The sequence below is a fragment of the Candidatus Avelusimicrobium faecicola genome (genome assembly GCA_900540405.1).
GTDB lineage: Bacteria > Elusimicrobiota > Elusimicrobia > Elusimicrobiales > Elusimicrobiaceae > Avelusimicrobium > Avelusimicrobium faecicola.
Map to the genome: position 1 here is coordinate 1 of UQFW01000019.1, position 22,909 is coordinate 22,909.

Annotated in this window: 25 protein-coding genes; 20 read left to right on the forward strand and 5 right to left on the reverse strand. The window is 53.3% G+C overall.

Annotation, left to right across the window (positions count from 1 at the left end; all coding sequences use genetic code 11):
• Positions 1-104: 104 nt before the first annotated feature.
• Positions 105-647: a type IV pilin protein gene (locus ACQY18_RS02915; protein WP_428038784.1), complete on the forward strand. Its 543-nt coding sequence runs from the start codon at positions 105-107 to the stop codon at positions 645-647.
• A 566-nt stretch (positions 648-1,213) separates the two neighbouring features.
• Here the strand turns inward: ACQY18_RS02915 and ACQY18_RS02920 are convergent.
• Together ACQY18_RS02920 and ACQY18_RS02925 are read right to left on the reverse strand one after the other, a co-directional pair.
• Positions 1,214-1,867, reverse strand: coding sequence for a helix-turn-helix transcriptional regulator (locus ACQY18_RS02920; protein ID WP_428038785.1), 654 nt, complete (start codon positions 1,865-1,867; stop codon positions 1,214-1,216).
• Positions 1,868-2,269: 402 nt separating this feature from the next.
• Positions 2,270-3,661, reverse strand: coding sequence for a YfcC family protein (locus tag ACQY18_RS02925; protein WP_428038786.1), 1,392 nt, complete (start codon positions 3,659-3,661; stop codon positions 2,270-2,272).
• A gap of 42 nt (positions 3,662-3,703) precedes the next feature.
• Here ACQY18_RS02925 and ACQY18_RS02930 point away from each other — a divergent pair, with 42 nt between their 5' ends.
• The 5 genes from ACQY18_RS02930 to ACQY18_RS02950 all read left to right on the forward strand — a co-directional run bounded on the left by ACQY18_RS02930 (position 3,704) and on the right by ACQY18_RS02950 (position 8,451).
• Entirely contained in the window at positions 3,704-4,156 is a 453-nt protein-coding gene (locus tag ACQY18_RS02930; protein WP_428038787.1) for a hypothetical protein, read from the forward strand.
• Between the two features lie 123 nt (positions 4,157-4,279).
• Positions 4,280-4,726, forward strand: a complete 447-nt coding sequence (locus ACQY18_RS02935) for a hypothetical protein (RefSeq protein WP_428038788.1) — start codon at positions 4,280-4,282, stop codon at positions 4,724-4,726.
• Complete coding sequence (locus ACQY18_RS02940; RefSeq protein ID WP_428038789.1) at positions 4,711-6,033, forward strand: terminase large subunit domain-containing protein; 1,323 nt, start codon at positions 4,711-4,713, stop codon at positions 6,031-6,033. The genes ACQY18_RS02935 and ACQY18_RS02940 overlap by 16 nt, the downstream gene beginning before the upstream one ends.
• An 87-nt stretch (positions 6,034-6,120) precedes the next feature.
• Entirely contained in the window at positions 6,121-7,215 is a 1,095-nt protein-coding gene (locus ACQY18_RS02945) for a hypothetical protein (RefSeq protein ID WP_428038790.1), read from the forward strand.
• Positions 7,216-7,224: 9 nt separating this feature from the next.
• Positions 7,225-8,451 carry a hypothetical protein gene (locus ACQY18_RS02950; protein ID WP_428038791.1) on the forward strand — a complete coding sequence of 409 codons (1,227 nt, stop codon included), beginning with the start codon at positions 7,225-7,227 and terminating at the stop codon, positions 8,449-8,451.
• Between the two features lie 238 nt (positions 8,452-8,689).
• Here the strand turns inward: ACQY18_RS02950 and ACQY18_RS02955 are convergent, their stop codons facing one another.
• A complete protein-coding gene (locus ACQY18_RS02955) occupies positions 8,690-8,872 on the reverse strand; it encodes a hypothetical protein (RefSeq protein ID WP_176777882.1) in 183 nt (60 codons plus the stop codon).
• A gap of 80 nt (positions 8,873-8,952) precedes the next feature.
• Here ACQY18_RS02955 and ACQY18_RS02960 point away from each other — a divergent pair, with 80 nt between their 5' ends.
• The 7 genes from ACQY18_RS02960 (at position 8,953) to ACQY18_RS02990 (ending at position 16,753) form a co-directional block, all read left to right on the forward strand.
• Positions 8,953-10,479, forward strand: a complete 1,527-nt coding sequence (locus ACQY18_RS02960; protein WP_428038792.1) for a portal protein — start codon at positions 8,953-8,955, stop codon at positions 10,477-10,479.
• Between the two features lie 212 nt (positions 10,480-10,691).
• Complete coding sequence (locus tag ACQY18_RS02965) at positions 10,692-10,970, forward strand: hypothetical protein (RefSeq protein WP_176777880.1); 279 nt, start codon at positions 10,692-10,694, stop codon at positions 10,968-10,970.
• Positions 10,963-11,487 carry a hypothetical protein gene (locus ACQY18_RS02970; RefSeq protein ID WP_428038793.1) on the forward strand — a complete coding sequence of 175 codons (525 nt, stop codon included), beginning with the start codon at positions 10,963-10,965 and terminating at the stop codon, positions 11,485-11,487. Before ACQY18_RS02965 ends, ACQY18_RS02970 begins: the two co-directional genes overlap by 8 nt.
• A 14-nt stretch (positions 11,488-11,501) precedes the next feature.
• On the forward strand, positions 11,502-12,479 hold the full coding sequence (locus ACQY18_RS02975) for a major capsid protein (protein ID WP_176777878.1): 978 nt from the start codon (positions 11,502-11,504) through the stop codon (positions 12,477-12,479).
• Between the two features lie 8 nt (positions 12,480-12,487).
• Entirely contained in the window at positions 12,488-12,868 is a 381-nt protein-coding gene (locus ACQY18_RS02980) for a Bbp16 family capsid cement protein (RefSeq protein WP_428038794.1), read from the forward strand.
• 682 nt (positions 12,869-13,550) lie between these two features.
• Positions 13,551-14,144 (forward strand): hypothetical protein, encoded by a 594-nt coding sequence (locus ACQY18_RS02985; RefSeq protein WP_428038795.1) that lies wholly within the window; start codon positions 13,551-13,553, stop codon positions 14,142-14,144.
• On the forward strand, positions 14,144-16,753 hold the full coding sequence (locus ACQY18_RS02990) for a hypothetical protein (protein ID WP_428038796.1): 2,610 nt from the start codon (positions 14,144-14,146) through the stop codon (positions 16,751-16,753). Before ACQY18_RS02985 ends, ACQY18_RS02990 begins: the two co-directional genes overlap by 1 nt.
• 48 nt (positions 16,754-16,801) lie before the next feature.
• Here ACQY18_RS02990 and ACQY18_RS02995 read toward each other — a convergent pair whose 3' ends face one another.
• Positions 16,802-17,611, reverse strand: coding sequence for a hypothetical protein (locus ACQY18_RS02995; protein ID WP_428038797.1), 810 nt, complete (start codon positions 17,609-17,611; stop codon positions 16,802-16,804).
• A gap of 103 nt (positions 17,612-17,714) precedes the next feature.
• Positions 17,715-17,957, reverse strand: a complete 243-nt coding sequence (locus ACQY18_RS03000; protein ID WP_428038798.1) for a hypothetical protein — start codon at positions 17,955-17,957, stop codon at positions 17,715-17,717.
• Between the two features lie 167 nt (positions 17,958-18,124).
• Here ACQY18_RS03000 and ACQY18_RS03005 point away from each other — a divergent pair, with 167 nt between their 5' ends.
• The 7 genes from ACQY18_RS03005 to ACQY18_RS03035 all read left to right on the forward strand — a co-directional run.
• Positions 18,125-18,613 (forward strand): hypothetical protein, encoded by a 489-nt coding sequence (locus ACQY18_RS03005; RefSeq protein WP_428038799.1) that lies wholly within the window; start codon positions 18,125-18,127, stop codon positions 18,611-18,613.
• Between the two features lie 14 nt (positions 18,614-18,627).
• Complete coding sequence (locus ACQY18_RS03010) at positions 18,628-19,869, forward strand: hypothetical protein (protein WP_428038800.1); 1,242 nt, start codon at positions 18,628-18,630, stop codon at positions 19,867-19,869.
• Between the two features lie 9 nt (positions 19,870-19,878).
• Complete coding sequence (locus ACQY18_RS03015) at positions 19,879-21,711, forward strand: hypothetical protein (protein WP_428038801.1); 1,833 nt, start codon at positions 19,879-19,881, stop codon at positions 21,709-21,711.
• An 87-nt stretch (positions 21,712-21,798) separates the two neighbouring features.
• Complete coding sequence (locus ACQY18_RS03020) at positions 21,799-22,023, forward strand: hypothetical protein (protein ID WP_176777870.1); 225 nt, start codon at positions 21,799-21,801, stop codon at positions 22,021-22,023.
• Positions 22,024-22,046: 23 nt separating this feature from the next.
• Positions 22,047-22,259, forward strand: a complete 213-nt coding sequence (locus ACQY18_RS03025) for a hypothetical protein (RefSeq protein ID WP_428038802.1) — start codon at positions 22,047-22,049, stop codon at positions 22,257-22,259.
• A 129-nt stretch (positions 22,260-22,388) separates the two neighbouring features.
• Positions 22,389-22,601: a hypothetical protein gene (locus tag ACQY18_RS03030; RefSeq protein ID WP_428038803.1), complete on the forward strand. Its 213-nt coding sequence runs from the start codon at positions 22,389-22,391 to the stop codon at positions 22,599-22,601.
• A 51-nt stretch (positions 22,602-22,652) separates the two neighbouring features.
• A partial coding sequence (locus ACQY18_RS03035) for a hypothetical protein (RefSeq protein WP_428038804.1) occupies positions 22,653-22,909 on the forward strand: 257 nt, incomplete at its 3' end.

The window sequence follows — 22,909 nt, forward strand, 5'->3', positions numbered from 1 at the left end:
CCTTAAAATATGGGGGCTTTGCCTGCCGTTATTTAATAGGGGTTGTTTGGGTTTCTTTTTTTTGATAAATTTTGTTATAAGCAAAACAAAAAAAGAGGTTTTACATGAAAAACGCAAATATAAGCCGTTTAGGCGGCTTCACGCTGATTGAATTATTAGTCGTGGTACTGATTATCGGCATTTTAGCTGCTGTGGCACTGCCTGAGTATGGTAAGGCGGTGGAGCGCTCCCGCATGACGGAAGCCATTACACTCATGGACAGCGTTGTTAAAGCCCAACGCCTCCAACTTATGCAAACCAACCGCTATGCGAGAGATTTTGAGGAGTTAGATGTTGCTCCCAAGGGAGCCACGGGGAGGGAATATTACACCAAAGGGGACCCGCGGACCGGTAGAGGTGGAAATGGGGTCCGGATACGCCTGTATAGTGATGGAGTAGGTGCTGTGCGTGACTATGATGCAATGTCCAATACATTGAAATATGTATATCAGTTGGAACGCTATTATCAGAGTGATAACGTCACTTGCGTAGGAAACAACCAAGCCGGGGAAGAATTATGTGCGGACTTTTGCGGGATTGATACTCCGATTTTAGTGTGTTGTAATAACGGCACCCGTGGGCACTGCCCACGCCCCGCTAACAACTAATCCACTCCTAAAGTCTATTCCCCTTAAAACGGCATAACTAGGCTTATAAAAAGGCTTAAAACAGCATAAAACAGCTTCAACCGCCTTAAAACACCAAAAAAGGCCCCTCGCGCGATGAAAAACGCGAGGGGTTATCTAGCCAGGCATTCCATGGTTTTCTCTTTCCTAAAGGCCAAATTGTGCCCATATTCGCCAGTTGAAAGGATTTAAGCCAACGGTCGTAGCCCCCTGTTTGATGCCCCGTCCCATCTCTCCGGGGTTCTCCAGCCTTCCTCAAAAGGCCGGCCCGGGGCTTGTGCAACGGATAACCGGCACCAACGCAAGACCACCACGCCGCCGAAACTTAAAAGAACTTTCTTTTTCTATGTTGAAATCCCCTCCGCGCGCACCGTAAAACCGGTTTCACGCGGAACAAACTTCAAATAGTTGCCGCGGCTCTCGCCATACATCATACGGCATAGCTGAAAACCGCCTGCTTTTTCTGTCAAATACTACGCACTGCCATTAGGTTATACTAAGAGTATAATGGAAGAATGGCTAAAATCAAGGGGTAAATCCTATTTATTTTATTCCCCGAGCAGTACCTTAAACACAATAACCCCTTTTGCCTGCTCTAATGGGTCTGCGGGGCGTTTTTGCCCCTCTATATCCAACCAAATTTGTCCGTCTTGCCGGAACACCCGTGCCGCCAATAACCCAAGCGGAGTGCGGATTAACTGCTCCTGCCCGGGGGCCCATTCGGTAGAGGGTTTTACGGCGGCTATCAGGCGGGGGGAAAGTTGGAGCATAAATTGCGCTCCCCGCGTGCGCAAACGCGGCAACGTCCACCATTCCAGTACATCACTGTCCTCAAAAATGGGTGCGCCGTCCGGCGGCAGTTGTGCCAGTAGCGGCAGGGCCGCGCTGTTGCTTTGCGCGCTGAGTACAGGGCGGGCGGTGTAGGGCGTTTCGCTTTCGCGCAAACAGTGGTGGGGCGTGCTTTCCGCCGCTAGCGGATAAGCCACGCGGGAAGAATCTTCAAACAAGCGGGTGACGCCGTATAAATCCAAGCCGAACAGCGCCGCCATTTGCTGGGCATATCCCTTGGACGGGTGGCGTTTGCCGGTGGTCCAGAGGGCAACGGTGGCGGTGGAAACTTTTAATATTTTAGCTAACTTTGCTTGCGCGCCGCGCAGTACGCCGCCGTTCCATTTTTCTAATTGTTTTTCAAATTTATTCATGGGAACCTCCTAAAAACACATGGCAAAATGCCCTTGTATAAAACCCTTGACAAATACTAACAAAATTTACTACACTAGCATTATTAAACCGGTGGCCGCCGGTTTAATAAAATAAAGAAGTTGAGTTGTGGCACTTATTTGCTAACCTGCCTTACCGGGTGGCCCGTCTCCCGGGTCGGTACTTTGCCTAAAAGTATGTTTACGCGGCAAGGCGCGGTTGTAGGCTCTGCCAGGAGCTACAACTATTATAACAAATAATAAGTGCGTTTGGTTAGTAAAGTTATGTTAGTTTGTAAAGACGGACCCAACTTAAAAGGGCACCCCGGGCTTCCTCGGCTACATAACTTTACTGGCCTTTTTGCAGGCCCGGAAGTGCTTTTTATGTTGTTTTTAACGGGCGGCTTAATGCCAACCGAAAATAAACGGCGGTATCAGCAAAATGATAGACAGCACCGCCAGTATAATTTGCAACGGCACGTTCCACTTGGCCCATTTCAGCCACGGTATGCCCGCCATGCCAATCGCGGCCATGGTCACCGGGGCGGTGGGGATAATGGCGTTGGTCCACCCTTCGCCAAACTGGTAGGCCAAAATGGCCGTTTGCGGGGCGATACCAATAATGTCCGCCAGTGGAATCATCACCGGCATAGTCAGCACCGCCTGGCCGGAGCCGGACGCCACAAAAAAGTTAATAAACGAGTGCGCCACAAACATTCCCTCGGCGGCCATCAGCGGGTGCATTTGCCCAATCACTTGGGTAATGCCGTACAGTACGGTATCCAAAATGCGGCCGTCGGTGGCAATAACCACAATGGCGCGCGCCAACGCTAACATAATAGACACGCTAACCATACTGCGCGCGCCGTCTATAATAGCGTCCGTCGTTTGGTTGAGGGACAATTTGCCCACCACCGCGCAGACGAGCCCCACGCCCAAAAACAGGCCGGAAATTTCCACAATATACCAGTGATAAAACGCCACTCCGGCTACTAAGGCACCCATACCGGCGGCAAAAATAAGTATAATCCAAATATGGCGGGCGGTAAATTTGGGTTTTTCCAATACATTTAATTGTAAATTTTTGCGTTTTTCAAGGTCTATTTCATAAGTGATACTTTTTTTAGGGTTTTTGCGCACGCGCTCGCCATACCAAGTGACAAAGCCAATCACCGTAGCCGTGCAAATGCCCCACACCAGAAAGCGGTACCCCATGCCGGAATAAAGCGGCAGTTGGGCAATCCCTTGAGAAATCCCCACCGTAAACGGGTTCATAAAGGCGGAGTCAAACCCCACCCACGCACCCAGGAACGGAATACTGACCCCTACCACCGTATCATACCCCAAAGACAGCGCCAGCGGGATAAAGAGGGGGATAAAAATAAGCGTTTCTTCCTCCATGCCAAACACGGCGCCGCCCAGCGAAAATAAAATCATACTGGAGGGTATAAAAAACTTTTTGAGCAGCTCCTGTTTGGAAAACAAATAACTGGTGCCCAAAATAACGGCGTTGACGGTTCCGGTGCGTTCAATAATGGTAAAAATGGCCCCGGTAATAAAGATAAATACAATAATGTCGGCGCAATCGCCAAAGGCTTTGGCGGGGGCGGTCAGCACGGCCCCAATGCCTTGCGGGGCGGAGTCTACCCGGTGGTAGGAACCGGCAACCGTATAGGTGCGGCCGTCTTTTTGAACGGTGTTATATTGCCCGGCGGGCAGAAAATAAGTCAGTGCGGCCACCACAATCATAATGGCAAAAATCAGGCCGTAAATATTGATAGAGAAAGTTTTTTTCATTTGTATATTATAGTTTATTTCCGTCAGTACACACCAAAAAATATGGATAAATTAACGCTGGAAAATTTAATTTTTGCCCACGCGGCCCGGTTGGAAAGCCCGGTTTGGGCACACCGCGGGCGGCTGTTCGCGCCGGATAAAAAACCGTTGTTGCGGGCGCTTATCCGGGTGTATAACCGTTTTTTTGCGCGGGAAAACGCGCGCTTTTTGCGGGGCGCTCCGGGCGAAAGCCGCCGGGCCCGCTTTTGGGGCGGCGCTTGGGCGGAAACGCCGCCCGCCCTGTGTGAGCGGCTCCCGCGGCTGTATTTGCGGCGCGAGGTGGAACAATTTTACAAAACTTGCCGCACCGCCCGCGTGCCTGCTTACAAAACTTGCCGCGCCGCCCGCGTGCCTGCTTATAAAACTTGCCGCACCGCCCGCGTGCCTGCTTACAAAACCTGCCGCGCCGCCCGCGTATCTGCAAAAAATAAATTTGACAAAACAAAATTTATTTGATATAATATATTTACAAATTACAAATGCGCAAGTGTTTGTAATTTTTTTCTTTTCTTTTTGGAAATTCCACACGCGCCCGCCGGGCGCACCGGGGGGCTTTTCGGGCTCCCGATGGGGGTTTCCATGGTTCAACATTCAACTAAAACACTAAAAAAACCGCGCGAAAAAGCCTTGCCGTATGCGGAAGATTTTGCCGCGCAACTGCTTGCCTTTTTTGATGTGCCGCCTTTTAAGGTGACGGAAGTGCTTAAAAAAGACGGCTCTGTTTCTCTGGTAGAAACGGTGTGCGAACTGCCCACCTTTGAGGCTTTTGCCAAAGTGTTGGGCACCACCAAAGCCACCTTGGTTAAGTGGGAAAATGCACACCCGGCCTTTGCACAGGCCGCCGCCAAAGCGCGCGATTTGCAAAGCAACATTCTTATCCAAAACAGTTTGCGGGGGAATTATTCGTCCTCTTTTGCCGTGCTGACCGCCAAAAATTTATTGGGGTGGAAAGACGGCAAGGACGACGCCCATTGTGTGCAAAAGCCGCTGGTGGTGCGGTGGGGGGAACCGTGCCCGGAAAAATAAAAAATGCCGTTCAAACGGCGGTCATTCCCTATCAGCCGCGCTACCCGCAAACGCTCATCCACCCGCAGTTGGAAACGCACCGCTTTTGCGTGCTGGTCACGCACCGCCAAATGGGCAAAACCGTTTGCGCGGTCAACCATTTGTTAAAAAGCGCGCTTATCAACACCCGCCCGGCCCCGCGCTATTTTTATGTGGCGCCGCTACTCAAACAGGCTAAAATGATTGCCTGGGATTACTTCAAGCGTTATTCGGCCCCTATTCCGGGGGTGAAAATAAACGAGGCCGAACTTTGCATTACACTGCCGACGGGAGCCAAAATTTGGGTGGCCGGGGCCGATAACCCCGACGCCTTGCGCGGAACGTATGCCGACGGCGTGGCGTTGGACGAATACGCCCAAATTAAACCCGGCGTATTTGACGAAATTATCCGCCCCATGCTCCTTTCCCGCGGCGGGTGGACTCTGTTTACCGGCACCCCCAAAGGGCAAAATGCGTTTTATGATTTGTTCACTTACGCCCAAAAAGCCGCGCGCCAACAGCCGGATTTGTGGTGGTGCGGCGTGTATCCGGCCGATACCACGGGCGTAATTGCGCCCGACGAGTTGGAGCGTATCCGCCAAGCCACTCCGGCCAATGTGTTCAGGCAGGAATATCTGTGTGATTTTGCCGCTTCTTGTGATAATGTGTTAATCCCGGTAGACGTAGTCAGCGCGGCTTTTCAGCGGCATTACGGCGCGGCGGAAGTGGCCGGAGCCCCGCGCGTAATGGGGGTGGACCCCGCCCGCTTTGGGGATGACCGCAGCGTTATTTTCTGCCGCCAAGGGTTGCAGGCGTATGCCCCGCGCGTATTCAAAAAACTGGATAATATGGCGCTGGCCACCCGCGTGGCGGTGGAAATGCAACACTTCCGCCCGGACGCGGTATTTATAGACGCGGGCTGTGGCGGCGGAGTGATTGACCGCGTGCGCCAACTGGGTTTTTGCGTGACGGAAGTGCCGTTCGGCTCCGCCCCGGTAAAGGCCGGGCAATATGCCAATAAGCGGGCCGAAATGTGGGGCGAAATGGCCGCCTGGCTCAAAGCCGGAGGGGCCTTGCCTCCCGGGGGAGAACTGCGGGCCGATTTGTGTGCCCCGGTGTATGATTTTGACGTGGCCGGGCGGTTAAGATTGGAGCCTAAAGAAAAAATTAAGGAGCGCACCGGCCGCTCGCCGGATTTGGGGGATGCCCTGGCGCTGACGTTTGCCTTCCCGGTGCGCCGCGGCGCATTTGCGGCGGAGTTCGCCCGGTATGAGTACGGGGTATTATAGGCCCAGGCATTTTCTGGGCCCAAACGCCGCGGCGCGTGGGCCCTTTTTCCCTTGTCAGCAAAGTGTAAAAAGGGTAAATTATTTAATATGAAGCTAAAACGGATTTTGTTTGTTTTATGCAGTTTGGCAGTAGGCACGGCGGCAGGCGCCCAGCCTTTGCCCGGTGCGGCCAAAATGTGGACAAAATCCGTCAGTAAAACCGCGGCGCAACAAGCTCAAAAAGGCCCCCGCACACCGCTGGAAATGGCCCGCCAGGTGGTCGCCCGGCAAAAACAGGTATACGCAGATAAAAAATTGTTAAACGAGGCCATAGATAAATCGTTAGACGGTTTCGGGCTGGATAAAGCGATTTACCGTTCTTTGGCGCAACGCAATTCCAGCCGTATAGCGCTTTCTAAATCCATGCTCCGCGGCCAAATTGAAGCCTACAATAAAAACCGCGCCCAAATTAAGGCCCAACTGGCCATTACTCCCACGGTGAAAAACATTGATTATTCTAAATTGTTGGATTCCAACGCCCGGTTAATTTTTTTGGGGGAAGTGCATTATAGGCCGTCTATCCGCGAGGAAGTATCCCGCGCCATAGAACAATACCGCCAAAAACACCCCCATAAAAGAGTCTATTTGCTGACGGAATTTATGGAAGCGGAATACCCCAACGAAGCCCCCATGGGCTTTTACCGCAATTTGTATTTGCGGGGTAAAACCGTGGTGCCGGAGCAGTTGCCGCTATTAAAAAAACTGGCCAAACAAGGGGTGCGGGTGCGCGGATTGGAGCCCATGCGCGGGTTGGAATTTTTGGCAAAAGAATTTGGCATAAAGGATAAAACCTTTATGCAGGGCTCTGTTTCTTTAGTCGGGCACGAAATCCGCAACCGGGCCTGGGCGGAAAAAATCCGCCAGTATGTGCAAAAAGACCCGCAGGCCGTCTTTTTTGTTTACGTCGGCTGGAGCCATTCTTCGTATAAATATGCGGATAATGTGCCCCTGATGTTAAAAGACATCCCTTCCCAGGTGGTGCAGTTTAATTTGTGGTGGAAAGACACCATGACCCCGGCCTTTGAAGATTTGTTTACTCCCGCTTTTTTACAAGACCCCACCGCTAAAACTGTGGCCGTCTTAAAAAACAAGCGCTACCGCCGTTTGTTGGGGGCGGATGTGCTGGTTCACTTACACGAATAGGATAAAAAAATGAAATATATACTGGCTGTTTTACTGTTGGTTTTATACTTCCCGGCCGAGGTTTGCGCCCAGGCCTTGCCTAAACGCGCCATGCAGGCGGCCCGCCAAACGGTTAAAGCCCAACGGGCAAAAATAGTCAATCTGCGGAATTTTAAGCACGCCCGCGCGGCCAAAACGGCGGCCCACAAAGCGCGTGCCGCCCAACTGCAACGCTTTAAGCAACTGCAAGGCCGCCCCTTGGTGGTGGACGAAGCCGTGCCACTGCGCAGCCGTCGGCCCGCGTATAAGTTTAGCGCAGACGGGCTGTTTACCGGGGCGGATAAAAAATTGGTGCAAACCCACATGTATTTTGAAGATGCCACCGTACCGCTGAAAAAGAAAATTACGCCGATGGAAAAATACTTTGTCGCCCGGCAAAATAACATCAATACGTTGGAAAAAATTGTTTGGCGCGGGCGCTTAGATTATTTTAAGGCCAATGCGGATAAAATGCTGGCGCAAGTAGAAGATGACTTGATTTTTACAGAAATAGACTACACCCGCTATATCCCCGCCGGAACCAAGACGGTTTATATCGGCGAAGTACACGAACAGCCTTTTGTTCAGCGGGAAGTGCGTTCCATACTCCGGGCCGTGCGCAAACAAAACCCTGCTAAACCCATTCTTTTATTAACGGAATTTCTGCCGGATACTTTTTTGATGCCGCCGGGGTGTGAATTTCCTGTGGCCGGATTATCGTATTTATACGGTATAGAGGTGTTCAAGGAGGCTTCCGACTTAAAAATGGGCGTGGCCGGGTTGGAAAATTTTGATTTTATTGATTCATTGGAAGACTTATCCGTATTAAGCAAGGAATTTTCCGCCACGACGGACGGCGCCGCCCGCCGCAATATGTACTTTGTGCGGCGTATGCGCCAGTTGCGTAAAGAATATCCCGACGCCGTTTTTGTGGTGTATGCCGGCGGTGCCCATGTGGATAAATCCTATTACCGCTCTTTGCCTAAGCTGATGGGGGATAATAAAAATGCGTATATTATCCAGTTGGACTTGCCCGACTTAAAAGCCGACGTGACCCCGCTGTTTAATTATGTGCGCCCGAATGACGGCATGGAAGACGCCGTACGCAAAAATTCCAACGCCCGGTTGGTATTGCACTCCAAAAACCCCAAATATACGGATATGTTCGGCTTTGATTTATCCGTGACGGTAAACCAGGCAAAGCCGTATAGAAGATAAAAAATAACCCCGGGAATACGCCGGGGTTATAAAAAAATACTTGACAAAAATGATTATATTTTGTATAATCTGTTTATAGTAGTAATCTGCCGTACCATTCTTACAAAATTTTCTTTTGAACTTCACTTTATAAAAATTGCTTCCGGCCGGGCCTCCGGCCGGATAAATGCAGTTTATACCTCATAGCTGTAAGTGGCTCATTTTGGGTTAGGCCGGGCTCAAGCCGGATAAATGCAGTTTATACCGTCGGCGCGGTGGTTAATAAGTATACCAAAAGCCCCGCCAGTGCGGCCGTCAAAAAGCCACAAAGCCATGCGGATTTGGCTTTACTGCTCCGGGGGAACATCTTGCGTGTAATAATATAAAACCCCGGAAATCCAATCATCACTACAAAAACAATCACAATTACAAGTCCTGCCATATTTATTTCCTCCGTTCTATTTATAGTAGTAAATTTCCCGCCCGTTGTGGAGCTTTTCTTTTTAATTATTCAGGTGAGTTATGAACAAACACAAACAAAATTACTGCCGTATCTATGACGACTTGGCCCGCCAAGCCGCCTCTTGGCGGAGCGCTTGGAAAGAGCTGGGCGCTTACTTGGCCCCTACCCGCGGTTTTTTTGAGGAAAATTTTTCCAACCGCGGCCAAAAAATAGACCACCGCACCTTGATTGATTCCGACCCGCTCCTGGCGGTGGAGGTGCTTTCCGCCGGGATGATTTCCGGCTTGACGAGCCCGTCACGCAGTTGGTTCGCGCTGGAAATTACCCCGGCCGCCGCGCGGGAAGTGCCCGGCGCGCGCGAATGGACCCATAGCGTTAAAGAACGCTTGGAAGAAGCATTTGCGGGCTCTAATATTTATGCGGCCTTGCACGGGTTTTATCAGGAAATTGCCGTTTTCGGCACGGCGGCTATGCTACTGGAAGAAGACGGCAAGGAGCTGTTGCGCGCCCGCTTGTTTACCGCCGGGGAATATGTGCTGGGCTGTGACGAAAACGGCCGCATAGACCGCTTTGGGCGGGAGTTCTTTTTAACGCCCAACCAAATGGCGGCTAAATTCGGCCTGGAAAATTTACCCCCGCAGTTGCTCCGCGCCGTGCAAGACGGTAAAGACACCTCTTGGCAGCGCGTGCGGCATTTGATTTTGCCCAATCCGGCGTGTGACGTGCGCTATAAAAATGCTGCCAAAATGCCGTATTTATCCGTTTATTTTACCCCGCAGGGTGAGGTATTAAAAAAAGGCGGATATTGGGAATTCCCCGTCATAGCGGCGCGTTGGGAAGTAAAAACCGCTAATGATGTGTACGGCAAAGGCCCCGGGTGGAAATGTTTGGGGGATGTAAAAATGCTCCAAAAAATGCAAAAAAATAAACTGGTGGCCTTGGATAAAATTACCAACCCGCCCATGATGGTTTCCAGCGGCGTGCAGGGGGAAGTAAATTTGCTGCCGGGCGGGCTGACCCGGTATAGCGGCGCGGCGGACGGCGCCGTAAAGCCCGCGTACCAGGTAAATGTGGATTTATCCGCCCTGGAAAGCAGTATAGAAAAAGTGAAAGCTACCATAAAAGCCCAATTTTTTGCAGACGTTTTTTTAATGCTCAGTACGCAAAATTTTGCCAATATGACGGCGGCCGAGGTGGCGGAAAGACACCAGGAAAAAATGTTGGTGTTGGGCCCCGTGTTGGAACGGCTTAAAAACGAGCTGTTAGACCCGTTGGTGGAGCGCTCCTACGCCATTTTAACCCGGCGCGGCGTATTGCCCCCGGCTCCGCAGGCGTTGCAGGGGTTATCGGTCGGGGTCAGTTATATCAGCCTGATTGCACAGGCCCAAAAAGCCACCGGGCTTGCCGCCTTAACGCAAGGGATTGAGTTTGCCTCCCGCTTGGCGGCAGTCCGCCCGGACGTGTTAAACCGGGTGGATTTTGAAAACGCCCTGGAGCAAGGGCTTACCATGTTGGGGGTTCCTCCCGGCGTATTAAAAAGCCGCGCGGAAGTATCTGCCGAAGTAGACACCGCCGCAGGCGAATAAACCTTCCAAAAAGAAAAGAAAAACCGTGTGTGGGGGCGCGTCTTAAATTACCGAACGGCCCCCCGCGGACAAGTGCTTGCGGCGCCTGCGCCGCCCGGGCATTTGCTACCTGTCAAAAAAACCAAACAGCCCCCGGCCGCGCCTTAAATTACCGAGCGGGCCGCGCGGGCAACCACCGGCGGACGGCGCAGGCGTTTTGCCGGGCGGATTTTATGATAAATACCCAAGAACAGAACGACCGGGATTTGCGGGCAGTATTAAAAACTGCCGCCGGGCGCAGAACATTGTGGCGTGTTTTGCGCATGGCCCGGGCGGGGGAAAACGGCTTTGTGCCGCGGGACCCGTATGCCACGGCGTATTTTTGCGGCCAACAGAGTATAGCTGTGTGGTTGCAGGAAGAATTATGGCGGGCCGACCCCGCCGCTTATATGGGGCTGCGCCGCGAAAGCGAGCAAAATATTCCCGCCCCAAAGGAGGAAGAAGATGTCTGAAACGCTTACGGATACACCGCCCGAACAAAGGGATTTGACGCCCACCGCTCCGGCGCAAACGCAAAGCCCGGCCCCCTTGGATTACACCCAATTAAAATGGCCCGAGGGCACGCAAAGCGCCGCCCGGGAAACCTTTTTGGGGGCCGCGCAAGAAATGAAACTGCCGCCCGAAATGGCCCAAAAATTGGTGGATTGGAACACCCAGCAAATGGCCCGGCAGGAAGAAACGCAGGAACAAACCCGGCAGGAAATGTTGCAACGCTGGGCGGATAAAACCAAAGCCGTCCTCGGCCCGCAGTATGAGGAGCATTTGGCGGTGGCGGTGCGGGCGGCGCGCACTTACGGCGGGGAAGAATTACAAACCCTGCTAAAAGAAACCGGGCTGGGCAATCACCCGGTGATTGTAAAAACATTTTATGCTATCGGACGTGCCACCGGCGAAGATGCCAGCACGGGCGGCCCCGCGGCGGCCCAGACGGATAAAACCTTCGCCCAAGCATTGTACGGTGCTAATTAACACAAGGAGAGTATATGGCAATTATTGCAGACAAAAATTACGGTTTGGTAGATTATGCCAAACAGTTTGACCCGTCCGGCCAGGAACTGGCTATTGCGGAAGTATTAAGCAAATCCAACGAGATTATCGGGGATGCCCTGGTGCGTGAATCCAGTTTGGATTCCGGCCACGAATACGCCGTACGCACCGGAATCCCGGAAGGAACTTGGCGCCGCGCCTATCAGGGCATTGAGCCTGCCAAAGCCACTACCAAAGTGGTGGTGGAAACTTACGGCACGCTGTCCGCATACAGCGTGGTGGATAAACTGGTGGCCGAAAAGGGCGGCAATGTGCAGGCCGTGCGCGAGGGGCAATCCAAGGCGATTATTGCCGGGATGTCCAACTCCATGGCGGCCAACTTGATTTACGGCAACGCCGGGGAACACCCGGAACGCTTCACCGGGCTTGCCGCACGGTACAGCGAGCTTTCCGGCGCGGAAAGTGCCCGCAACGTGATTGACGGCGGTAGCGAAACAGAGGGGAAAAATTCGTCCATCTATTTAGTGGTATGGGATACGGATAAGATTTTTACCTTCTTCCCCAAAGGTAGCCGCGCGGGCATACAGCGCGTGGACCACGGGTTAGTCAACCATATTGACGCCGACGGCAACGAATACCCCGCCTACAAAGAGTATTTTGAATGGAAACTGGGCCTGGCCGTGCAAGATTGGCGCTATGCGGGCCGCTTGTGCAATATTGATGTGACAAATCCCGCCGCCGACCTGATTGACAAAATGTGCGAACTGGAAGAACGCATACAAAGTTTGGCGCTGGGCAAGCCGGTTTGGTATATGAACCGCACCGTAAAAGCCGCGTTGAGAAAACTAACCAGCAACCGCACGAACGTACAGTACACGCCGGACCAAATTACGTCCCGCCCGCTTATGACGTTTAACGAAATCCCCGTGCATGTATGTGATGCCATTACGGATAACGAAAGTTTGGTGAAATAGGAGGTTTTATGTTGTTAGATAACCATGCAGTATTTTCAGAAAAACAGCCCCTTACGGCCAGTGCCGCTTCCACCCATACGGTGGACCAGGGCGCGGCCGGGGATGCCCGCACCGGGTTATATGCCGTGGTGCGCGTAGCCGAAACCTTTGCCGGGGCCACCCAATTAACCGCCACGTTGCAAACGTGCGACCGGGCCGATTTTTCCGGCGGGGTAAAAACCTTGGCGCAAGTAAGCGCTCCGGCGGCGGATTTGAAAAAAAACGCCGTACTGATGAAGTTGGCTATGCCTGCCGGCACCTTGCGCTACTTGCGTATGAACTATACCGTAGCGGGCACGGCTACGGCCGGGCAAGTATCCGCCTTTTTGACGGATATGGTGGACCTGTAAAAAAAAGGGCCCGCGCCGCTTTTGGGGGCGGCGCGGGTCTAAAAGCAACCGCCAGAAAAAAACAGTTGTTTTTTATAAAGTTGGCGGAGCGTAAAAGCGTTTGGGTATATATAGATGAGATAAACCGCATAAAAACGCCAAATTGGGCCATTTTTGCTAAAAACTGGGGTATTTTAATGGAAAATAGCTCATTTTAAGTTTAACAGTAGCCTAAAACAGGTAAAAACGGGGTGGCAAGTCTTGCTAAAAGCAAAAAATAATTTTGGCGGTGGCGTACAGGAGCGTAAGATAGCGTGGTCTGAGGGAAACAATCTATCCTCTTTTTATTAAAAAATTTTATAGAAGTTGGTTTTTGTTTGGGTTTTATTGTATCTACAAATATTAATGCTATTTTATAAATACTTAAATAATAAGCATTTATAAAATTAGATATAAAAATGCTTTTGCGTAAAGCGTGCTGTTTTTAATAAAAAATATCTTTCAAAAATATATGTAAAAATAAAAATACTTAAATAATAATATAAATTAAAATCGTGTACAAAATTAAGAAATGCTGAAAATAAATTTGTTTTGCAAAATTAACATCAAATTTGCGTTTTTATAAATTTGTTTTGTATTGCAAATAATGTGCAAAAAATAAAAATAATTAAAATTTAATATAAATTAAAATCGGAGGAAAATTATGGTTTCAAAAATTGATATTTGTAATTTGGCCTTGGCGCATTTGGGGCAGGAGCCAATCAGCTCTTTAACGCAGGAAGACGAACGCGCCCGCCGCTTAAATTTGTTTTATGAGCCGGTCAAAGCGGAAGTGCTGCGCACCCATAATTGGGCGTTTGCCACCGTTCAAGAGCCGCTTATTCGCTTGGAAGACCCGTCTGCCGCGCCTTATCCCTATTTGTACCAATACCCGGTGGAGGCGCTTTTTGTGCGCCAAATTACGGACCCCGCGTATCCGGGCAAAAAATATCCGTTTCGGGAAGTATTCCGCCGCCGCTTAAACCAACGCGCGGTGGAAACCACGGCCCCGCAGGCGGTGGCGGAATATACCCGCCATGTAAAGGACGAAACCCAACTGGACCCCGCCTTTGTAAAAGCGTTTGCGTTGGCGTTAGCCTCGGATTTGGCCTTGGCTTTGACGGGGGATAACGCCTTGGCCAAACTGTTGTTCAACCGCTATGCGGCCAGTTTGGACGAAGCCCGCCGCAGTAATATGTGCGAGGAGCTATCCTTGCCCGGCCGCCGGGAAGAAAGCGCGTTTTTGGAGGTGCGTTAATGGTGTATCATCATTTGCAACCGTCGTTTTCCGGTGGGGAAGTAAGCCCCCACACGGCGGCGCGTGCGGAAGCGGGCAGTTTTTCGCGCTGGCTGAAAACGGCCCAAAATTTTATTTTACACGCGCAGGGGGGCGCGTCTAACCGGCCCGGCACTTGGCTGGTGGCTCAGGCAAAATATGCTGGTAAAGACATACGGCTCATTCCGTTTATTTGCGGGGATGAAGAAGCCTATGTGCTGGAACTGGGGGATAAATATGTGCGTTTGCACACGTCCGCCGGGCCGGTATTGGGGGAAAACGCGCAACCTACCGAGTGGGCCACCCCTTATCCGGCGCACGAGGTGGCGCACGTCAATTATGTGCAGTATAACCAAGTGTTGTATTTGGTACATCCGGCGTATGCGCCGCAACGCTTTGTACGGGCGAAAGACGGCACGTTTACCTGGGAAGAATTTATGCCCCAGTACGGCCCGTTCCGCACCGTCAATACAAACGCTTCCCAATGTATGCGCCTGACGCAAGAGGGGGGAGAAATTACCGTAGCGGGGGTAAAAGCCGGGGTCACGTTTCAGCCGCTTGTGTACCCGCAATATGCGCTCATGGCGGATTTTAACGGCCAATGGTTTTATTTGGACGAAAACTTCGGCTGTAATATAGCGGCTATGGTTAATAAATTCAACCAAACTTTCGGCGCGCAGGGGTTTGCGGCGGAATATAAAAACGGCGTAGTGACGGTGACTTCCCCAGCGGCCACCGGGGGGGATGCCAACGGAATGGAATTAAAACTCCGCTACCACGAAGACCCGGTGGAATCTCCCCGCGAAGTGGCCGTTTATACCCTTTCCGGCGGTACCAATGCCGGCACCGTGCCGGATTCGGGCAGTAAAAAACAAATTTTGGAAAGTGATTTTGACTATTTCCGCCCCGCCCAGGCCGGGGGAATTATCAGCCTGACGCACGAAATGGAAGGCCAGTATGTGGCGGGATCCGTGGGGTATGACGGCGTTTCCCAAACGCTTAAAAGCGGCGGGGATTGGCGGTTAAAAACCGCCGGAAACTGGACGGGAAACGCCGTGTTGGAAAAATCCGGCGACGGCGGCACCACCTGGCAAGTATTAAAGCGTTTCGCGCGCGAAAGCGGGGCGGCAAACCTGAGCGATTACGGCACGTTGGAAGAAACTTCCCAAATGTATTTAATCCGCCTGCGCGGGGAAAATGTGACGGGCGAAATGGGGTACGAACTTTGGAGTGATGCGTTTGTACAGGAAGGGATTGTGCGCTTAAAAAATTATTTGGGGCCGCGCAAAATGGAAGTGGAAATCGTGCAAGCGGTGGCCTCGGGCGACTGGAGTTTGCGTTGGGCGCCCGGCAGTTTCAGCCCGGTGGCGGGGTTCCCGGCGTGCGTGTTTTTTTACCAAGACCGCCTGGGTCTGGCCTGCACCGCCACGGAGCCGCAAGCGTTGTGGTTTTCCAAAATCGGGCAATACCAAGATTTCGGCCACCAACGCACGTTGCAGGCGTCGGATTCGTTCGGCCTGAATTTAAGTGCCAAAAGTTTGCAATCTATCCGCTCCGTGGTGGCAAGCGGCGGCAAACTGTTTGTGTTTACGTCCGGCGGGGAGTGGACGGTGGAGGCGGACGGCGCATTCACCGCTTATACCGTGCGGGCCCGCCAACAGGGCGAGCGGGGCGCAAGCCGGGTGCCGGCATTGGCGGCGGGCGGGCGCGTGCTTTTTGTGCAGGCGCGCGGCGGCGTACTGCGGGATTTGGTGTACGATTATACCTGCGCCGCCTATTTGGGGGCCGATTTGACCCTTTTGGCCCGGCATTTGTTTTTCAACCGGGAAATCCGCGAACTGGCCTTGCAACAGGAGCCCGACGAACTGCTCTGGTGTGTGATGAGCGACGGCGGCCTTTTAACGCTTACTTATCAGCCGCAACAAGATTTATGCGCCTGGGCGCGCCACACTACGCCGGGCACGGTGTGCGGCGTGTGTACGGTGCCTGCCCCGGGCTATGATGAACTGTGGCTTTGCGTACGCCGCGCCAACGGGATGTGCATAGAGCGCATGAATAAGCGCCTGGCCAGTAAGGCGCCGTCCCAACAGTTGTTTTTGGATAGTGCAATAGCGTTTAACTTTGCGGAGCCCGCCGCGCAAATTACCGGGCTTACGCATTTGGAAGGGCAAACGGTGTATGCGTTGGCGGACGGAAACCCGGCCGGGCCGTTTACGGTGCGGAGCGGGGCCATTACTTTGCCGGCTCCCGCGGGGCGGGTACTGGTGGGGCTTGCGTATGAGGCCGTACTGGGGAGCCTGCCCATTCAGCCGCCCTTGGCGGACGGCACCCCGCGCGACAGAAAGCACCGTTTGAACGGAATTAGCGTAAGCGTACTGGATAGCCGCGGCGGATGTGTGGGGGTGGAAGGCGGCAGGTTGGATGAGCTGGTTTATACCCCGCAAACGGCGTACAATCAGGCGCCCGGATTGCAAACGTGCGTGTGCCACAAAGTATTGGCCGGGGTGCATAACCTGCGCCCGGCGGTGGTGTTCAAGCAGGCGGAGCCGCTGCCGGTGACGGTGCTGGATTTAACGGTGGAAGTAGTATAAATAAAAACGGGCCTTTGCGTTTGGCAAAGGCCCGGGTAAAAACTTTTTTTAGTGTGCGGGAGAAAGGCTTTGGCCTAATTCCAGGGGCAAGATGTACGGTATTTCCACCGGGGCCGGGGGCACACCGGGCAGGCGGAAACTGCGCACTTCCTGCTGTAATTGTTGTGCATACGCTTCCGGGCCGAACGCCATGCCGACCACCAAAAAGTTGCGGCCCTGCTGGCTGGCAACCGTCATATAAACCGGGGCGCTTCTGCCCGTGTTGCTGGTGCCGATACCCGCTAAATAGACGGTGTTTTCCGCCACCAATTCCGGCCCGTGGGTCAGCTTAAACTGGGCGCTTTGGTTGATTTGCAAGGTTTCCAACAGCTCGTCAATTTCTTCCTGCGGGGCTTCTTTGGCTTTCCAAGAAACAACCCCAAAGACGGAAAAAGGCCCTTCGTCGGCTCTGTTTGCGGCTTTCAACGCTTTGCCCATGGGCCCTGCGTTGGTATCAATCCCCAACAAAAATCCGCTGTCTTTTCCGGCCCAATCGGAAACTTCCGTTCCGCCAAACAGGTTCATGGTAAAGCCGTATTTGGCATCTTTATACGGGTGATTGCCGGATACAATTTGCGTGTTGTTTTGCACTTTGTTGGCTAAACCCATCAGCGGTTTAACATAGGTGTTTACACCCATCCAAATACTGGCTATGGCCGCTAGGAACAACAACACCGTGGCGGCTCCGGCCAGCAGTAAAGGCCATTTGTTGCGGCTTTTACCCGCAATGACCCAAATCAACTTAAAAATCAAGAAGAACACGCCGTAAGTGACGGCGGCTACTAACAGCACCAGTAGTGCTAAAATTACGAATGCCATGTAAAAACTCCTTATCTGAAAATAAAAGCGAGGTATTTTTTAATATGCCATCACTTCCTATAACAAATGATATTAGTTTGCGCCCGGCTTGTAAAGCGGATTTTTATACAGTGGCCCAAAATTTGCGCCCGGCGGATAAAGCGGAACTGGTGCGCACGCACGGCCGGGCAGACGGGGCGCTACTAGAGCATTTCGCCCGGTACAGCACGGTGTGCGGGGTGGTGGCGGCGCGCGGAAAGGCCGTTGGTTTGTGGGGCCTGGTGCCGGACGGCCCGCCGTCCGCCCGCGCTTGTGTGTGGCTTTTAACCGTGCGCGGGGTGGAAAAATTCCCGCTGGGTTTTTGCAAGGCCGCGCGGGTGCTTATACCGTGTTTTTTACGGTTATATCCGCAGATTTACAACTATATTGACGCCCGCTATCCGGCGGCTGTGCGTTTTGCACGGTGGTTGGGGGCGCGGTTAAAGCCGGCCCGGTTGAACGGGGCGGACTTTTGGTACGGTACATGGAGGAATTATGGGTGGAGCAGTAAATTTGGGCGCGCAAGTGGTGTCGTCCGCCGCCGACGTGGCGGGAAAAAACAAGAGCGAACGCCGCTATTACCGGGCGTTGGCGCAGGCGGCCGATAAACAGGCGGCCTTAACGCAGGCGGCCTCTTCCCGCCGGGCGGAGTATATATTCCGTTCCGGCGCGCAGGAGTACAACCGCTTGGGTGAGGAGTACAACCAAACGCGGGCGGCGCAAAAAAGCGCGTGGGCCGCAAATGGGAGCGGTAATTCGTACACTTTACAGCAAATGTTGCAAAACAGCCGTTGGAATTATTTGGTGGACGGCCAAACCGCTAAACAAAACACGGCGGATGCGTTGTACGAAAATAATTTGGCCGCCCTGTTGGGAACGCAAAACTTGCAGGAGGAAGCGGCCCAATACCGCTCGGCGGCGCGGCGTTCGTCCGGCACGTTTGCCCGGCAGTTTATGCAAAAGATGATTGGCCTGTTCGGCTAAAGGAGGTTTTTTTTATGAAAGTTCCCGTTTATCAAAAACAAACCGCCCCGGCGGTGCCTGCCGTAGCGCAGGGAAATGTAGCCCGCCCGGCGGCGGAAAATTTTGCGCAAAACCAATATGCCCGGCTCGCCCAATGGAGTGATACGTTAAGGAATTTGCCCGGCGCCGTGGATAATTTTGCGGATAAATTTTTGCGTGCGTTGGTGCCAAACGGCGGTTTAAGCGTCACCCAAAAGAAACCCTCGCGCGAAGCAGACACCCTCTCCCGGGCGGTGCAAAGCGCGCAGGAGTCTGCCCGGCAAAAGGCGCGGCAGGACGAGCAGGCCGTTCAAGAAAACGCCACCGTGGCCCTGGCGGCTTTGGTGCAGGAGCCGCAGGAGTTAAAGGCATTACTGGCGGAGCGCACCCAAAGCATGCCGCCGGAGCGCCGCGCGGCCGTCTGTTTGCAGGCCCAGCAGGCCAATGTTTCCGCCGCGCTCATGCAGGGGGAAGAACCGCAGGCGGCGGCTATGTTGCAAGCGTTTGGGAGTGCGTGGCCGCAAGCGGCGCGGCAAGGCGCGTTAAAGCGGTTGACGGTTCAAGCGGCGGATAAGGCGGCGCAAACCTTGTATAAAAACGCCCTTGAGGCCGGGGAAAATCCGTCTGCCTGGCAAGCGCAAGAGGCCCAAAAGCGGGTGGCAGAATTTACCCAACACTTGCCCGAGGTGGTGCGCCAACAAGCGCAAAGCGCGTGGCAAGGGGTGGTGCAAAAGCAAAAAGCGGCGGTGGCACGCGCTCAAGCCGGGCAGTTGGATACGTTAATAAAAGCGGTGTCCGGCGGGGACGAAAAATCCGCCCGCGGCGCGTTATTTTCCTTGGCGCAAACGGCCCCGCAGGAAGCGGACACGTTTTCCCGCGCGGCGCAGGCGGCCCTGGGGGCGGAACAGACCCAAAGCCGGGCAGACGTATTTAATGCGTTGTACCGTCAGGCGGCCCGGGCTCCGCTTGAGTCTAAAAAAATAGCCCGGGCGTTTGAGGCGGGGCAAATCAGCGGGCGGGATTATTTGTTGTTGGCGCGCAGGCAGGCGCAAAATGCCGGCGGGGCGGAGCAGGCGGCCCAGCGGCTTGTGTGCGGGGCGGCGCAACGCTTATGCCGCAAAAACGGCCTGGACCAGCAGGAAGCGGAAGATTTCCAATATGCGCTTTTCTCGCAGGATTTAACCCCGGCCGCGCAGGCCCAAATGCTTAAAAAAATGAAGGAATTTTATTTTATGTAAGGAGTTTTTATGACGGTTGCCAACTTAAAAACAAAACAAATTTATCCGGGTGACGGCGTGCGGCGCGTGTGGGAAATACCGTTTCCGTTTATCCGGGCGGAGCATATCCGCTTGTGGCGGGTGGACGCGCGGGGCCGGGCGGTGGAAAAGACGGCCGGTTTTACGGTGGACGAAACGGAAAAGGAAGTCACTTACCCCGTAGAGGACAGCCTGGAGTTGCCGTTGCAGGCGGGGGAATACTTGGTGCTGGAGCGCCAAACGCCGCTTACGCAGGAAACAGACCTCAAGCGCCAGACCGCGTTGGACGCGCAGGGGTTGGAAGATGCGTTAGATGCCAATGTGTTGCGGGCGCAGGAATTGGCGGAAGGGCTTTCCCGGGCGCTTAAATTCCCGGTGCAAACCCAGGGGAACGAAACGGATGCCGCCGCGTATATCACACAGTTGACGGATGTGCAGGCAAGCGCCCTTTCCGCGTGCGGGCAAGCAGAGCAATCGGCCCAACAGGCGGCCGATAATGCGGCCCTTTGCGCGCAAACGGCGCAGGAGTCTGCCCGGTTGGCGGTAGATGCTAAAGCGCAGGTGGCGCAATTTCAACCCCAAATTGAAAGTGCCAAAAATGCCGCGTTGCAGGCTCAAACCGCTAGCGAAAGCGCGCAAGCGGCGTGTGACGAATCCCGCCGTCAGTGCGTTTCCGCCCAACAAGTATGCGCGGCGGCGCAGGAGCAAACGGCGGCCGCACAGGCGGATGTGGCCGCCAGCGCGCAAAGCGTAAGCACTCAAGCCGCCCAGGTGCAAACTTTAGCCGCGCAGAGCGCAACGGCCGCCGAGCAGGCGCAAAACTGGGCCAGCAAAACAGACGGCCCCGTAGAGGGGAATGTATATTCGGCCAAAAAATACGCGCAAGAGGCCGCCCAAAGCGCACAAAATTTCCGTGGCCTTTCTATCGGGCAGGTGGTACTCAGCCAGTCTAATTTGGCAACGGATAATCCCGGCTGTTTGCCGCTTTGGACGGGCGAATACTACACCAACGCCGTCGCGTTGTACCCCGATTTTTACACGTGGGTAAAAAGCCACCCTGAACTGTGCAAGACCAAGGCCGAATATGACGCTGCCATTACTACTTATGGGGAGTGCCCGTATTATGTGGCGGACGAGGTGTCCGGCTCGTTGCGCCTTCCCAAACTGGCCAACTATATCAAAATGGCAAATAGCACAGAAGGCATTACTCAAAAAGGTGCTGGGTTGCCGAATATTACTGGTAGTATTGACCCGTATGTTGATATGAATAGGAATTGGAGCGGTGCTTTTTCAGTTAATAAAACAGCTCCTTTTAATCCGGCAGGGACAAGCGGAAATGGTAATGGTTCGCACGTTATGTTTGACGCTTCTAAATCAAACGCTATCTATGGGGCATCTGACACGGTACAACCTGCACACACTACTCTTTATCCGTGGGTCTGCGCTTTCAATGCGGCAGTGCCAGCTAGTACGGCACAAGCCGCAGAATTTACCGCCGCGCTGGCTGACAAAGCCAATGCGGACCTCTCCAATGCCACCCCGGCGCAATCTTTTATCAATAAAAGTATGGCTTGGGGCGTGCCGGATTATTCGGCCGGGGTTGCGGTGGCTTGCCCGTATACGGCGCCCACGGCCGGATTGTTTGTTGCGTTTTGCACCAGCGGGGTAGATTATATAACTTTCGGCGGGGTGGATATAGGAATGCGGTTTTCCGCAAACAATCATGCGGCGGTTTTTGTTCAAGCGGGGGATGAGGTGCAAGTGGCCGGAACCGGGCCCGCAACGTGCCATTTTTTCCCATTAAAAGGAGCGACAAATGCTTAAATACGCCCGAGAAAAAAACAAAATTGGTGCCGTTGGCATAGGAACGGCGGCGCGGGGACAGGTTAAACCCAAAACCGAGGAGGGCCTATGAACCCGGACAAAGTAAAAGGTTGGATGTGGCTGGCGGGAGTGATTGGCGCGGCGGCTTTTTGGTGTTTTACCATTTACGGCCTGCCGCCGCGGGTGGATAAGTTGGAGCGCACGGTAGCCGAACACGAACGCAAAATGACGGAAACCGGCGTTAAGGTGGATATTATCCTTGACGACGTAAAAACCATTAAAGGATTTATTTTAACCCGTTCGGCCCGGTAAGGCCGCGGGAAAAGGAGGAGTGTATGGAACACATCAAAGAAGCAGTGGTATGGTTAAAAACCAATTGGGACAGCGTACTGGCCCTGTGGGCGTGCTTAATCGGCGCGGCGGAAATTATCGTGAAATGGTGCGATAGTGCGCGTGCTATTGCGGTGGTGGAAAAAATCCGCACCGTGGCCGTCAAGCTGATTAGCTGGCTGACGAAGTTCGGCTTTGAAGCCAAGAAGGCCCTATGAGCCTGTTTTTGGCGGGAGCCCTGGGGCTTATATTGTTTGGCGCGGCGTGCTTTTGTGCGGGGGCCTATCGGGCAGAAAAAACGGCCCTTAAAAAGAACGCCGCCCGGCAACGGCAGGAGGAAAAACGCTATGAAAAAATTAAAATGGGGGTTTCTGTTTTGCCTGGGGATGATTTGCGCAAACGCTTGCGCCAGTTATCCGGCAAGTAATGCTACCGCCTGCCGCGTAGCGTTTGACTATGCGGACCCGGCGGTGCCTTTGCTAAACGAGCAAAACGCGCGCGCCCTGCTGACGTTGCATTGTGTGTGTGAGCCGGGCTCCGGCGTGTGCAAAAAACGCTGAGCCTGGTTTGATAATGAAAAAGCCCCGCGCCCCGCGGGGTTTTTTATGGGGTTGCACCCCAAACCCGCCTTACTTTTTTTCATTGCAAAAAAGACCCTGCGGGCCGCACCTTGCAGGCCGCACCCTGTGCGGGCGGCCTTTGCAAAAAGCCAGCACCCCGAGCTTTTACTCTTGGGGCGGCGCCCCAAACCTGCCTTACTTTTTTTCATTGCAAAAAAAGTAAGCAAAAAAGCTAGCCCCCTGGGAACCTATAAAACCTATTTTGAGCCGGGCGTTTTACAACTCCCTACGGTCAAACAAATAAAACG